This window comes from Paenibacillus sp. AGC31, assembly GCF_057334655.1.
In genome coordinates this window covers 70668-84562 of record NZ_JBHFJH010000001.1, presented here as the reverse complement: position 1 = coordinate 84562, position 13895 = coordinate 70668, and the positions used below count along the sequence as shown (strand labels likewise).

14 protein-coding genes are annotated in these 13895 nt (G+C 45.9%); 11 read left to right on the top strand and 3 right to left on the bottom strand.

Annotated elements, in window-relative coordinates:
- Positions 1–26: 26 nt before the first annotated feature.
- From ACE04G_RS00370 to ACE04G_RS00325, 10 genes are read left to right on the top strand one after another with little or no spacing between them, the layout of a single operon-like run.
- On the top strand, positions 27–878 hold the full coding sequence (locus tag ACE04G_RS00370) for a 3-hydroxyacyl-CoA dehydrogenase family protein (protein ID WP_449003543.1): 852 nt from the start codon (positions 27–29) through the stop codon (positions 876–878).
- A 19-nt stretch (positions 879–897) separates the two neighbouring features.
- Positions 898–1230: an HAD-IIIC family phosphatase gene (locus tag ACE04G_RS00365; RefSeq protein WP_313771468.1), complete on the top strand. Its 333-nt coding sequence runs from the start codon at positions 898–900 to the stop codon at positions 1228–1230.
- The gene (locus ACE04G_RS00360; protein ID WP_486094109.1) at positions 1200–1451 is read left to right on the top strand and encodes a hypothetical protein; all 252 of its coding nucleotides are present in this window, start codon (positions 1200–1202) and stop codon (positions 1449–1451) included. Before ACE04G_RS00365 ends, ACE04G_RS00360 begins: the two co-directional genes overlap by 31 nt.
- Positions 1452–1466: 15 nt before the next feature.
- On the top strand, positions 1467–1730 hold the full coding sequence (locus tag ACE04G_RS00355) for an acyl carrier protein (RefSeq protein WP_017687156.1): 264 nt from the start codon (positions 1467–1469) through the stop codon (positions 1728–1730).
- A complete protein-coding gene (locus ACE04G_RS00350; RefSeq protein WP_179086485.1) occupies positions 1727–2611 on the top strand; it encodes a hypothetical protein in 885 nt (294 codons plus the stop codon). Before ACE04G_RS00355 ends, ACE04G_RS00350 begins: the two co-directional genes overlap by 4 nt.
- Before the next feature lie 25 nt (positions 2612–2636).
- Positions 2637–3377, top strand: coding sequence for a thioesterase II family protein (locus ACE04G_RS00345; protein ID WP_221821916.1), 741 nt, complete (start codon positions 2637–2639; stop codon positions 3375–3377).
- Positions 3378–3412: 35 nt separating this feature from the next.
- Complete coding sequence (locus ACE04G_RS00340; RefSeq protein WP_486094108.1) at positions 3413–5746, top strand: ABC transporter permease; 2334 nt, start codon at positions 3413–3415, stop codon at positions 5744–5746.
- A gap of 12 nt (positions 5747–5758) precedes the next feature.
- Positions 5759–6526, top strand: a complete 768-nt coding sequence (locus ACE04G_RS00335; RefSeq protein WP_047843824.1) for an ABC transporter ATP-binding protein — start codon at positions 5759–5761, stop codon at positions 6524–6526.
- A gap of 60 nt (positions 6527–6586) precedes the next feature.
- The gene (locus tag ACE04G_RS00330) at positions 6587–7222 is read left to right on the top strand and encodes a TetR/AcrR family transcriptional regulator (RefSeq protein ID WP_076214243.1); all 636 of its coding nucleotides are present in this window, start codon (positions 6587–6589) and stop codon (positions 7220–7222) included.
- 20 nt (positions 7223–7242) lie between these two features.
- The gene (locus ACE04G_RS00325) at positions 7243–8571 is read left to right on the top strand and encodes an MFS transporter (protein WP_221821919.1); all 1329 of its coding nucleotides are present in this window, start codon (positions 7243–7245) and stop codon (positions 8569–8571) included.
- A 161-nt stretch (positions 8572–8732) separates the two neighbouring features.
- On the opposite strand, the gene ACE04G_RS00320 is transcribed toward ACE04G_RS00325, so the two are convergent.
- The 3 genes from ACE04G_RS00320 to ACE04G_RS00310 form a co-directional block, all read right to left on the bottom strand.
- Entirely contained in the window at positions 8733–9557 is an 825-nt protein-coding gene (locus tag ACE04G_RS00320; RefSeq protein WP_017687163.1) for a carbohydrate ABC transporter permease, read from the bottom strand.
- Position 9558: 1 nt separating this feature from the next.
- Positions 9559–10431, bottom strand: coding sequence for a carbohydrate ABC transporter permease (locus ACE04G_RS00315; RefSeq protein ID WP_449003546.1), 873 nt, complete (start codon positions 10429–10431; stop codon positions 9559–9561).
- Positions 10432–10531: 100 nt separating this feature from the next.
- Entirely contained in the window at positions 10532–11836 is a 1305-nt protein-coding gene (locus tag ACE04G_RS00310; protein WP_449003547.1) for an ABC transporter substrate-binding protein, read from the bottom strand.
- Positions 11837–12014: 178 nt separating this feature from the next.
- Here ACE04G_RS00310 and ACE04G_RS00305 point away from each other — a divergent pair, with 178 nt between their 5' ends.
- Complete coding sequence (locus tag ACE04G_RS00305) at positions 12015–13892, top strand: cache domain-containing sensor histidine kinase (protein ID WP_449003548.1); 1878 nt, start codon at positions 12015–12017, stop codon at positions 13890–13892.
- Positions 13893–13895: the final 3 nt, after the last annotated feature.

The following is a 13895-nucleotide window of genomic DNA, read 5'->3' as shown; positions in this document are numbered from 1 at the left end:
GTAGCTCAATAAGGAGGTGATTAGGCATGCATAATCGACTCATTGCAATCATTGGCGCAGGGGTGATGGGATGCGCCACAGCACTGGATGTCGCGAGGGCTGGTTATCGTGTAATTTTGCAGGATATTTCGGCGTCGGTCATCGAACACGCCCCTGATGTTATACGTCGTGAATATCGTTCAGCTTGCTTTCTGAAGCAAGGGTACAGTCAGGTGCCCCTGGATCAGATCATGGAACGGATCTCGTTCCAGACACAAGATGAAGGTGTGGAAGAGGCAAGTATCATTATTGAAAATGTAACCGAAAACCTGGAGTTGAAAAAGGAAGTTTACGCACGACTATCCCACAAGGTTCGTCCGGATGCTTTATTTGCGCTAAATACAAGCTGTATTTCCGTGACAAAGCTCGCTTCATTTTTGCCTGACCCAGGTCGAGTCATTGGGGTGCATCTGATGAATCCAGTTCCTGTTAAATCCATGGTGGAGGTGATCAAAGGACATCATACAACGCAGGGTACGGAACATGAGATGGTAGCGTTTTTGGAAACTCTTGATAAAAGTCCAGTTGTCATAGAGGATCTGCCCGGGTTTGTTTCTAATCGCCTCTCGCACTTGTTAATGAATGAAGCGGCGTACATTGTACAGGATGGAATCGCTACACCCGAGCAGGTGGACGCCATTATGAAGAAGGGCTTCAATTATCAGATGGGGCCGCTGGAGACGGCGGATCTGATTGGTCTGGATACGGTCGTGCATTCATTGAAAGTATTGTACGACAGCTATCAGGACCCCAAATTCCGATGCTGTCCGATGTTGCAGAAAATGGTTGATGCAGGACAGTGGGGGCGGAAGACGGGTCAAGGATTCTACGCCTACTAAGATGAAGGGTGGCATGACCATGGAAAAGCTCAAGGATATCAAGTGTATCGTTTGGGATTTGGACCACACCATATGGGATGGGGTTTTGCTTGAATCTGCAGATGTGCAACTGAAGCCGGGCTTAAAGGAGGTGATTGAAAAACTGGACCAGCGAGGTATTTTGCACTCTGTTGCCAGTAAAAATGATGCAGAGCTAGCTTGGGCGAAACTTAACGAACTGGGCATCGCCGAATATTTCCTATATCCCGAGATCCATTGGGATACGAAGTCCGTCTCTGTTCAGCGGATTCAGCAGAACATTAATATCGGTATGGATGCCATTTGTCCAGGGGAGCAGGGAGTGTACTGCTAACGTATATCATGCGTGAAGCTCAGAAGCAGGGCAAACAGATGCTTGCGGACTTCAGGGATACCGGAAGGAACCGGATGATGAATATCAGCTACCACTTTGCCGGTTTCAAGCAGCAATCTGCAGATCAGGAAGGAAGAGTACTGTTTCATCACGATTTACAGCAGGCTGTAGCGTTTCCAGATTACATTGAGGTTTTGGTGCCCGAGGGGCAACATCAATAACAAGGGGGAAGGGCAGTGGATTATCGTCAGGAAATTCGGGAGTTTATCGGGAACAACCTCACCATGGATCATGAAGACACTCAAATTAATGATAATGACAATTATTTTGAGCAACGGTTCGTCAATTCGCTCTTTGCGATGCGTTTGGTGGACTTTGTAGAGCGTAGATTCCAGATTGAGATAGCAAATGAAGATCTGGATTTGGCTAATTTCTGCACGATTAACCGTTTGCATGATCTTATTGAGAGAAAGTTGACTGAGAAGGAGGCGGCACTATGATTACAGCTAATCAGGCATCCATTCGTCCAGTCACAAGTCCGGCAACCAGCCCGTCCAACAAATATATGTATTTGTTTTTGGGAATTTCCTTTGGCACATGTTATGGAATCGCAAGTTTGTTCATGTTCTTTGCGGATTTTATTGTACCCATAACAGGTGAGTTAACCTTGATGCATCCACTTGCGATCGTTGCTCTGTATTCACCTTCCATTGCCGGATTAATTACATGTTATGTGATGGGCGGAACGGAAGCATTAAAAGGAATGTTTATGAAGCTGGTTCCGCGCAGACAGGACCTGTTCTGGATACCGCTCATTATTGGAATTTCCATCATCTTTGCATCAACAATGCACTTTGGTTCTTTGTTATTCGGCATACCGGTTCCTGAGTTGACATATAGTGTACCTGAAATGATCTGGTTGGGGATTGTGAATCTGATCAAGGAGACGGGGCTGATTGGTGGGCTGTTTGGCTGGATCGGATTTTTGCTTCCATTCTTGCAAGGGAAGTTAAAAAATAATATAACAAGTGGTCTGATTACCGGCCTGTTGTTCGGATTATGGGTGCTTCCGGGATACTTGATTTCCTCTTTTGGCACCTCAACCACTTACATATACTATGTTGTTCAGCTTATGGCATTTATCGTGTTCCAAAGTTATATCTTCAATGCAACCAAAGGTACACTTCTGTTTTATCTGCTTGCATTCTGGCTTGTAGCCACAGGAAGTCAAATTGATTTGTACTACTTTAATCCGCAAGTTCAAATTATGCAATTCTTCTTTTTTGCAATATCGGCTATTGTCATACATGTCATCTTCAAGCGTAAAAATGTGGATACTTCACTTCAGACATTCCCTGCATATGTTCTGGAAAGAAAGTAAGCCTGGTTATGGTGGTGGATAAGTGATGGAACCGATCTACTTGGAGCAGCTACAAAAGGGGGAGGGAAACAGACAGATGGTCTGTTTTCCTTATCTCGGTGGCAACTCCAACAGTTTTCAGCCCCTAGTGCCGTACCTTCCTGACACGGAAATTTGGGCGTTTACGTCCCCGGGTCATGGTCTGAACACCGAAACACCCCTGGAGCATATGCAGCAACTCGTAGAACTGTATACCAGCAAGCTGCTGGATATTATACAGCCTGGCAGTCTGTTATTTGGACATAGTCTGGGAGGGATTACAGCCTACTTCGTTGCGCAGCGCTTATATCAGGAACGTCCAGATGTAGCTAAAACGCTGCGGCTTGTGTTATCAGCCTGCAACACGCCTGACGAATGCGGGATGCAGAATTATGATCGGATGTCAGACGAAAATCTGATTGATCATCTGTTTTCCTATGAAGCTCTCCCGCAAGAACTGATACATGAAAAAGAATTATTGAATTATTTTCTGCCCGTCATCCGGGCGGATTTCAGGATGCTGGAATCTGCAGCAACGCTTGAATATGAGCCGCTCTCATTGCCGGTGTTGTATCTGTGGGGAGAACGGGATCGTACCGTTACCCTTCAATCCGCGTTGAGATGGGGCCGATATTTTGGCACATCCATGAAGCTTCAAACCATCAAAGAGGGTGCTCACATGTTCATGATGCATCAACCTTCAACGGTGGCGCATTGTCTGACAAGCTTTATGACTCCAGATAAATAGGAACAACTTGTAGATGAGAGGAGCCATGTTCGTTTATGCTGCTACGAATGCTGAGAAACGATATAACGAGAAAAAAAGGGATTACGGCTGCGTTATTTATTTTTGTACTGCTGGCCGCCTTGCTGGTATCTTCGGGGTCACGAATGATTATGGAACTGACAAGTTCCATCCAATATCTGTTCTCTGAATCCAAAACACCACACTTTGTACAAATGCATGCCGGAGAGATCGATCAGGCCAAAGTAAACACATGGGCTGAAGAAAATGCCATGGTCCAGCAACATCAGATTGTGGAAATGGTCAACATTGACGGCTCTAATCTGTTCCTCGGAGCAGAGTCCGAAAAGAACAGTGTTATGGACATTGACTTTGTTACACAGAATCAGGGTTTCGACTATTTGTTGAATCTGGACAGTGAGATTATTCAGGTGAACGATGGCGAGATCGCGGTTCCGGTATATTACATGCAGCAAAAAAAATTGAGCGTGGGCGACCAGGTTCGGATCGATAATGGTCAATTTGAGCGTTATTATACCATCGTTGATTTTGTCCGTGATGCTCAGATGAATCCATCGGTTGTGCACTCCAAACGTTTTATTGTGAGTGCAGGGAATTTGCAGGAACTGAAGCAGAGCATCGGAGAGATGGAGTATCTCATCGAATTCCGGTTGACGGATCCCGGACTGACGAGTGAATTTACCCAGGCTTACCAAAATGCCGGACTTCCCAATGCAGGTCCAGTCGTAACCTATGGTCTGTTCCAGGTACTGAATGCCATGACTGACGGAGTCATTGCAGCCGTTATTATTCTGGTCAGTCTTGTGCTGATTCTGATTGCGATGCTCTGCATCCGATTCACGATGCTTGCGACCATCGAAGAGGATTATCGTGAGATTAGTGTCATGAAAGCGATTGGAATCGCAGAGAAGGATATTAAGAGACTGTATCTGATGAAGTATGTATTTATGGCCGGATTTGCATCCGTGCTTGGTTACATTGCATCACTTGGCGTTAACAGACTATTTGTTTCCAACATCATGTTGTATATGGGAAAAGCACCCGCAACCCTGTTGCATTTCGCGATTCCGTTATTAGCCGCTGGAATAATATTTGCCATGGTTGTTCTGTTCTGTCGAACGGTATTGCGGCGTTTTCGTTCCATCTCCGCGGTGGATGCTCTCCGTACCGGGAGCCTGGGAGATACACAGATCATTCGAAACCGGCTTAGTTTGTCCCGCAATCGCTGGTCTTCCGTACCTGTCTTTCTTGGTCTGAAGGAAGTGATACAGCGAATCAAGATGTTCCGATTATTGTTGTTCGTCTTTGTAGTCAGTTCATTTATTATGATTGTGCCGGTCAACTTCCTGAACACTTTGCAGGCGCCAAGTTTTATCTCTTATATGGGTGTTGGACAAAGTGATATTCGCATTGACTTGAGGCACACAGACGATGTGGAGCAGCGTTACGATAATCTGGTTGCCCAGATTCAAAATGATAAAGACATCAAAACGTATTCCCCATTGGTAACAAGCCAGTTCAAGATTAAAAATGCGGAAGGAAGTTACGACAATCTGAGTGTAGAAACTGGAGATTTCAGTATTTTCCCATTGTCTTATGTTAGCGGTAATGCGCCAACAACCGAGAATGAAATTGCGTTATCGGATGCCAACAGTAGCGAGCTGCGCCTGAAGACTGGTGAGCAACTTACCTTGCTGGTTAATGGCAAGGACCAGATGATGACGGTCAGCGGAATATATCAGGACGTTACAAATGGTGGGAAAACAGCGAAAGCCTTATTGCCTTACAACAAGGATAGTGTGTTGTGGTATGTGGTCAGTTTGGATCTGAATAATCGCGGGGACATGGCTACCAAAATTGCTGAATATGAGGCGGCTTTCTCGCCAGCCAAAGTAACCGATCTTCAAGGTTATCTGGATCAGACGTTAGGCGGAACCATCCAACAATTGAAATTGGTGACGATGCTGGCCTTGGTCATCGGTGTCTTCATATCTATTTTAATTACAGCACTGTTCCTTCAGATGTTAGTAGCCAAGGACAACAACGACATTGCTGTACTGAGAAGCCTTGGGTTTGCCTTGTCTAAAATCAAGTTCAAGTATGTCGTGATGTCACTTGTCATATTAATCTTAGGGGTTGTTACTGGAACGATATTGTCCAATACGCTGGGTCCGTTGCTGGTTAGTGCCATTATGTCGACGTTTGGTGCTTCCAATATTGTTTTTGTTGTTAACCCGTTACAGGCATATATTTTGTGTCCATTGTTACTTGCAGGCACGATTGTACTAACAGCATGGATTAGCATCCAATCGATCAAGGAAACGAGCATATCCAAAATGATTGTCGAATAGGGAGGATTAACGATGACAACTATACTTGAGGCTAAAGACGTGAATAAATCCGTAGCGATCGGCGAGAATGAAGAACATAACATCTTAAAAGATATCAACCTTCAATTAAAAAAGGGAGAATTTGTTTCCATCATGGGGCCATCTGGCTCAGGCAAGTCTACCTTACTGTACAACATAAGTGGTATGGATCAGATTAGTGCTGGAAGTGTCTATTTTAATGGCAAAAAAATATCGGCATTTGAGGAGAGGGATCTGGCAAGTCTACGTTTGACCAAGATGGGATTCATCTTTCAAAATATTCATCTGCTCAAAAATCTGAATCTGTTAGACAATATTGTACTTTCCGCGTATCTGGCCAAGAATAGCAGCAGAGAAACGATTAATACACGGGCGATGTCATTGATGAAAAAAATGGGGATTGATGAGCTTGCTGGGCATAACATCACCCAAGCCTCAGGCGGACAGCTTCAACGGATTGCCATCTGCCGTGCGCTGATTAATAATCCAGATATTTTATTCGGCGATGAACCAACGGGGGCGCTGAATTCCAAATCAACGTATGAGATCATGGATATTCTGGGCGATATCAATGCAACGGGTACAACCATTCTGCTGGTGACCCATGATGTGAAAGTCGCTGCCAGATCGGAACGTGTGCTGTTTATGATGGACGGTAAGCTGGTTGCAGACAGAAATATTGGGAAATATGCAAGAGAGCGTCAGGATCTAAAAACAAGGGAAAGCCATTTGGCGCAATGGTTGACTGAAATGGGGTTCTAAAAAAAGAACTTCATGACTACAATAGACCGACAGTCGGTCGAATGTATCGGAGGCCAGGATATGAGACTGATAAAAAACCCGGAAGAACGCAGGAATGAGATTTTGGATGCCGCCGAGATTCTGTTCGTAACAAAGGGATATACCAAAGCTACGGTTATGGATATCCTTCAGGCGTGCAACATTGCCAAGGGTACATTTTATTATTATTTTCAGTCCAAGGAAGAGGTTATGAACGCCATCGTGATGCGTTTTATTCTGAGCGGGGAGGCATCGGCCAGGCACGTGGTGTCCGATCCCAAACTAAACGCCCATGACAAAATTTTTCGCATCATGATGGCGCAGAATCAGCCAGACGGCAGAAAACATGATCTCATCGAGCAATTGCACAGTGTTCATAATGTGGAGATGCACCAAAAGAGTCTTGTAGAGACGGTAATTCGATTAAGTCCCATCTTGGCCGAGGTGGTAGAGCAGGGCATTCAGGAGGGGGTATTTCATACACCTAACCCAAAGGAATCCATCGAATTCCTGCTCGTATCTTCACAATTTTTGCTGGATCGAGGCATCTTTCAATGGGAGGAGGAAGAACTCCAAAAAAAGGTTGAAGCATTCACACATATTATGGAACGTGTGCTGGGAGCAGAACAAGGTAGCTTCGCCTACGTCACTCGTCTTTATTTTCCGAATCAAGGTTAGCCGAGAAAGGAGTATCATCCATGGAACATACCGTTCAAAAATCATTTAAAAAGTTTCTGGTCGTATGGTTTGGTCAGCTCATCTCCATGATTGGGATTGGACTTACAGCCTTCTCCCTGGGGGTGTATGCCTTCGAAAAAACGAATACGGCAACAAGTGTTGCATTGATTACCTTATTCACGTTTCTGCCGAATATCCTGCTTCGACCTATTGGAGGTGTACTGGCAGACCGATTCGACCGTCGAACGATGATGATTATCGGCGACCTGGGGTCGGCAGCCGGTTTGATTTTCATTCTGTCCATTATGCTTACAGGTGATATCCAATTATGGCATATCTATGTGGGAGTGGCCTTTAGTTCCGTGTTTTCCGCGTTGCAGAGCCCGGCATATAAGGCCTCTGCTACGGACCTGCTGGATAAGGATCAATTCTCAAAAGGCAGCGGTCTTGTACAACTGGCTGAATCCTCGAAGTTCCTGTTTTCACCCATCATTGCGGGTATTCTGCTTAGTATAACAACCATTGAAGTCATTCTGGTCATTAATATTCTGACATTCCTGGTTGCCATTCTGGCTGTGCTGGTTATTCGGAAGAGCATGAAGGTGGAGCGAGAGGATCGAGAAGGAAAAAACTGGATTACCGATATTCAAGAGGGCTGGAAGGAAGTTGTAACCAACAAGGGAGTATTGTTGCTTGTGGTGATTATTTCTCTTGTCACCTTTTATCTGGGATTCCTGGAGACACTCATTGGTCCGATGCTTCTGTCATTCACGGATGCAAAGACACTTGGAACATTTCAGTCTGTTAGCGCCATCGGCATGCTGATTAGCAGCTTATGCATCGGCATATTTACAATAACAAAGAGATACGCAAGTGTGCTTGTGATGGGTCTGATTTTGTGCGGTTTGTCCTTCTCGCTTCTGGGGATATCCACCAACATTTATTTTATTATCTTCGCAGGTTTTCTGTTCCTGTCATCGCTGCCGTTTGTCAATATGAGCGCAGATGTGCTGGTGCGAAACAATATCGCCAACGATAAGCAGGGCAGGGTATGGGGAATCATTGGTATTCTGTCACAACTCGGGTTTATTGTCGCGTACAGTTTGGCTGGATTTCTGGCCGACCATGTGTTTAATCCATTGCTGATGGAGGGGGGAGCACTGGCTTCGTCTGTTGGTCAAATTATTGGAACTGGGCCAGGCAGAGGTATTGCCTTTCTGTTTATCATCGCGGGTCTGTTTGTTATTCTGATCGCAATAATCACATCCCGTTTGAAAATGATCAAATCTCTGGAGCAGAGCCCAGATATAACAGCTCCATCCGATGTTGGCGGGTTGGCGCACGATTAATTCGAATCCAACTGCGTAAGCCCTTGTCCGCAGCAGCGTGTGATACTTCTTCTGTACGAAGAAGTTATTCACACGATGAGCAGACAAGGGCTTTTTGTGCTGAGGAGTCAGCAGATGTACTTAGACAAGATGCGTTTGTGTATTTGGATTGTCGGTGGAGCTTATCCTTTAACCGCCCCAGAAGTTAGTCCTCCTACAATATACTTTTGCCCAATGAGGAACACAATCAACACAGGCAATGACGTGAGCACGATATCGGCACTGACCAAATTCCACTGGGCACTGAATTGTCCAAAGAAGTTATATACAGCCAGCGTCATCGGCCACATCTCCACTGTATTCAGCATATAAAGTGGGGCAGTAAACTCATTCCAGACACTCAGGAAATTAAGAACAAATACCGTTACCAGCACCGAGGTTAACAAAGGTACAATGATTCTCAGGAACAGCTTGATCCCATTACATCCGTCCATGATCGCGGCTTCATCCAGCTCCTTCGGAATGTTAGACACGAATGCATATGTAATGAACAGCGAGATTGGAATCCCCATAGCCGTATAGAGCAGAATCATGCCGACATGTGAATTGATCATACCCATGGACTTCATGACTTCCATCAGCGGAATGTAGTTGAGCGGTAGGGTGATACCAAGAATCAGGAAGAAGTACAGAAACTTGCTGAGCTTCGAATGGTTGCGTGATAACGTGAAGGCCGAGAAGGCCACAACAAACACCAATAGCAGGGAGGAGGCCCCGGAATGCAGCAGACTGTTGAAAAAAGAACCTCCCAAGTGTCCCTGTTCATAGACGATTTTGTAATTTTCGAAAATAAACTTCTCGGGCAACGTCAGTTTAAGCACTTTGGCCTCGGCGTCCGACTTGAATGAATTCAGTACAATGACGACAAAAGGAATCAGGACCACCAGGCTGAGCAGCCAGGCGAGTACATTTAACCCGATCGAAGCTAATCTTTTTCTTAATCGCATGTCAGTATTCCACCTTTCGGTTCATCAAACGAATGATGAAAAAGGAGATGATCGCCATGATGACAAACAGAATGGTAGATAGCGCACTTCCGAGTCCCCAATATCCTTTGGCAAAAGAGGAATAGACCGCTGTGTTAATGACATCTGTTGCGTTACCAGGGCCACCGTTGGTTAGCACGTATACGGCATCGAATACTCTCAGCCCATACGTAATATTGAGTACCGTGGCGATGGTGATCGTAGGCATCAGCATCGGAATGGTGATTCGGAACAGCTTCTGCCCGAAGCCGGCCCCATCAATGGATGCTGCTTCGTAATAATCACGTGGAATGGCGAGTAGTCCGGCGATGAACAGCACCATGATGTACCCCATGCCTTTCCATGTATCCACTGCCATGATGGATGGCATGGCCCAGGTCAGGGAGCCCAGCCAATTCTGGGCGAGAACGTCCAGTCCCATGGAACGTAGGGTTACGTTAACGAACCCGTTGTTGGGGTCGAGCAGACTTTTGAACACAAGTCCAACTATCAGGAACGACAGCACCTGCGGGGAGAAGATGATCATCCGATGCAGATTGGCGGCCTTTACACCGCTGACCAGCAGCAGGGCCAGAAACAAGCCGAGAACCGTCTTGGCGATGGATGTCACGAGGGTGAACAGGACTGTGTTTTTGATAAAAAGAAGATAGGTCGGATCACCCAACAATATGGTACGGAAATGCTCCAGACCGATAAAGTTCTTCTCCGAACTGTAACTGTTCCAGTCAGTGAAGGAATAATAGATGCCCAGCAGGGCGGGAGCAACGATGAACAGCAGATATAATACAATCGCTCCGGATGAGAAATACCAGGGATAGATTTTGTTTGCATTCATAACCGGTAACACCTTTCCTTCCTGCCAAAATACATGAGCGGGCAAACGCCCGCTACATGTAACGTTGTTGTGCGTTTGTGTTTATCTGAAATATGCGTGGTTACTGCCACTTCTCATCTTTCAGCACTTTGGCTTGTTCAGCACGGCGTTTATCAATATTTTGCAGAATCTGATCCGATGTCATTGCGCCAGCGAACATGCCCGACAAGTCTTTGCCAATATCCATCCATTGTGGATCAATGTATTTCACAGCGGCCTGCATGACCGTACCTTTTTCATGATTTTTCTCATAATCAATATAGTCCTGTGTCAGCTTTGGTTCGATTTCCGGCCAGCAGATCGTCAGGTTGCCTTCACCTTCATCGAACACACGCTGCAGATGATCATGCTCGGTAATCCAGCGGAAGAATTTCAGCACTTCTTCGGGATGTTTACTGTTTTTGTTACCAAACATCGCGGCCGATCCGCCCGGGTTCACTCCAATCGTCTGATTGTCACCCCATGGCATGACGAAGAATCCCATATTGTCTTCCATTTCCGGATACGCTTCGGACACTTCCTTTTCCGTACCTGGCACCCGCAGCAGCATAGCCGCTTTCTCCTGACCAAACGCTTCAATTCCCGCTTCAACGGTATTAGACAAGAAGTCTTTGCCGAAATAACCGAGATCCGCAAATTCTTTCAACTGTTCAATGACCGTCTTGAGTTGCGTCATATCAGCTACTTTCATCTCATTGTTGTTTAATTTCTCGTAGGTTCCTGCTGTTGTTTGCTCATAGTTAGGTCCCGTTTCGAACAAAGGCAGAACCTGATACCACCCGCTGGCAGGTGCTTGATAGAACGGAATAATGTCTTTATCCTTAATTTTCTGGCTGATTGCCTTGAATTCGGCATAGGATGTAGGAGGCTCTATGCCGAGCTCTTGGAAGATACGTTTGTTATAGTATACATACCAGATTTTTGTTGGCGCAAAAGAAACCCCGTACACCTTGTCATTGTGACTGACGGTTGGCAAAATCTCTTCAGACATCCGACCTGTGAATTCCTCATTGGTCAGGTCAATGGCATTTTCCTCTGGTCTTACGTTAGCCGGCATGCTCAATGGGTCCACATCGACATTGAAAATGTCAGGTGCTTCACCAGAGGCCAGCTTCACCTTGATCAGGTCACGCCACTGTGCGTCAGGTACCACCTGAAAGTCGATTTTGACACCCGTCTCCTGCTCATATTCCTTGGCCATCGTCTGCATGATGCCTGTACGTGGAATACCGGATTGGCTTGTTCCAAACGTTAGTGTCACCTTACCCGAGCCTTCCGTACTTTTACCTGAGTTGCACCCGGCAAGCAGCAGAGTGGAGAGCAGGAGCACACTTGCAAGCGGAAATAGAAATCGTTTTCTCATCATTGAACCTCCCGGAATATAAAGAAAATTGTCACTTGCCGAAACGCTTAATGTAAGCGTATTCTTATGTGGATAACTTTACTGTGAACAAGGGATGTGCTCAATAGACAAAAGCGTTCTGTTGGGTGGACATTTTCGAATGGTGTGACAATTATCATCATAGGACGAGGTGTGTGGGGATTTGCGATATCGATTTGGAACGCTTCAGCAAAGTCTGTTTGTCTATTACTCTGCGGTATTCATTATTTTTTCGCTCATTGTGGCAGGACTCCTGTATGTTTTTCTCGCAAGTGACATCCGTCATCGAAGTGAAGAACAGCAGAGACAACTGGGGGTATCAATCGTCAGTAACCTGGATCAGGAAGTGGTGAAAATGAACAACTTCTCCATGAATATTGTGTATTCCAATCTGGTCAAAGAACACTTCAGTCACTACTTGGCACCAGCGGAGGATAGTGAGCAGACAATGACGAGTGATCCGGCATTGTATAAGGATACAACCACTCTGATTGATGTCATTCTTGCGATCATCAGCAGCTCCAACACAGCTCAACAGGCCAATATCTATGATGTGAATGGCAAGATGCTGGGAGCGGGTGCATTCAACGGTCAACTGTCGGTAGACCTGACTCAGCGACCGTGGTACAAGGAAACCTGGGAGCGGAGTGGCTGGCGGGTGATCCAATTGTTAGAGGGCGGAGCTTTGCCCATGCCGACGGGCGAGGGTAAATCAGATCAACCTTACATTTCGCTTACCCGGGTATACAAAGATGGCAATTATGTCAGCCAGGGTGTCGTTGAGATTTTGCAGGATGCCGGAACCCTGTTCCAGCATTTGAATGAATTGCAGGCGAATAACAACGATCTTCGGATCTATGTAGTGGATGAACAAAATACACGGTTGTATCCACTTTCTTCGGATGCCGATGTTTCTCAAGCAGGCCATTTCGATGATGTGGACTTGATTCAAAATCTTTCATTTCCACCTGATACGATGCAGGAGATTACCGATCCTTTGAGTCAGTCCAAACAAATGATGACGTACATGACGTCACAGGAGACGGGATGGACCGTTATTGTCATGCAGTCCAAACAATCCCTTTTCGCGAGTCTCAATCGGATGGCTGTGATGTTTATCGGTGCCACGTTAGCTACTCTCATGCTGATTCTGGTTCTCTCGTATCTGATTTCCAAAAGGGTTACTTTGCCGCTGCATCGTTTGCAGCGCATTATTCAGAAAACGGGTGAGAATGATCTGGTATCGGGTCAGGATTCCGGTCAATTGTTCAAGCTGGAGCATCCCGGTTCTATTCGGGAGATGGATGAGCTGAATGATACGTTTATACGGCTGAATCAACAGCTTGTACAGTCTTTTCAGGACAGGCTGGCGATGAAATCTCAGGAGACAGAAGCGAGATTACTGGCGTTGCAATCCCAGATGAACCCGCATTTTCTCTACAACAACATCACTAATATTAGCATCATGGCGGAAGAAGGCATGAATGAGCAGATTGTCGCGTTCTGTGCCAATATTGCGTCTATGCTGCGTTATATTTCTACTCCGGGTAAGAACGGAGTTCCCCTGTCTCAAGAATTGGATTATTGTGAGCGATATCTGGAGTGTATGAAGATTAGGTTCGAGGATGATCTACACTATGAGTTTCATATTCCGGATGAGATGCAACATATTCAGGTTCCAATGTTAATGGTACAACCACTACTCGAAAATGCCATGAAATATGGACTGGGTGATACCCCTCCATGGAAACTGAATATTACTGGAGAGTTGGATCCGGTACAGCAGACCTGGCAGATCCACGTGGAAGACAACGGGCCTGGCATGGAACCCGAGGCACTTGCCAAGATCATGCATTATATCGAACAGTCACAGGAGTGGGAGCGTATGCCTGACCTCGAAATTAACGGCATGGGACTCAAGAATATATGGGTCCGATTGAAATTATGGTATGGCACAGCAGCCCACATGCAGATTACGAACAAGCCTTCCGGCGGTGTCCAGATTACTATAGGCGGTTCCATTCGAAAGGAGCATGACTGAACC

Bases quoted from the DNA above. Each gene is read 5' to 3' on its own strand.
- ACE04G_RS00365 (WP_313771468.1), top strand. From the start codon at position 898: ATGGAAAAGCTCAAGGATATCAAGTGTATCGTTTGGGATTTGGACCAC.
- ACE04G_RS00310 (WP_449003547.1), bottom strand. From the start codon at position 11,836: ATGATGAGAAAACGATTTCTATTTCCGCTTGCAAGTGTGCTCCTGCTC.
- ACE04G_RS00340 (WP_486094108.1), top strand. From the start codon at position 3,413: ATGCTGCTACGAATGCTGAGAAACGATATAACGAGAAAAAAAGGGATT.
- ACE04G_RS00345 (WP_221821916.1), top strand. From the start codon at position 2,637: ATGGAACCGATCTACTTGGAGCAGCTACAAAAGGGGGAGGGAAACAGA.
- ACE04G_RS00335 (WP_047843824.1), top strand. From the start codon at position 5,759: ATGACAACTATACTTGAGGCTAAAGACGTGAATAAATCCGTAGCGATC.
- ACE04G_RS00320 (WP_017687163.1), bottom strand. From the start codon at position 9,557: ATGCGATTAAGAAAAAGATTAGCTTCGATCGGGTTAAATGTACTCGCC.
- ACE04G_RS00350 (WP_179086485.1), top strand. From the start codon at position 1,727: ATGATTACAGCTAATCAGGCATCCATTCGTCCAGTCACAAGTCCGGCA.
- ACE04G_RS00370 (WP_449003543.1), top strand. From the start codon at position 27: ATGCATAATCGACTCATTGCAATCATTGGCGCAGGGGTGATGGGATGC.
- ACE04G_RS00330 (WP_076214243.1), top strand. From the start codon at position 6,587: ATGAGACTGATAAAAAACCCGGAAGAACGCAGGAATGAGATTTTGGAT.
- ACE04G_RS00315 (WP_449003546.1), bottom strand. From the start codon at position 10,431: ATGAATGCAAACAAAATCTATCCCTGGTATTTCTCATCCGGAGCGATT.
- ACE04G_RS00325 (WP_221821919.1), top strand. From the start codon at position 7,243: ATGGAACATACCGTTCAAAAATCATTTAAAAAGTTTCTGGTCGTATGG.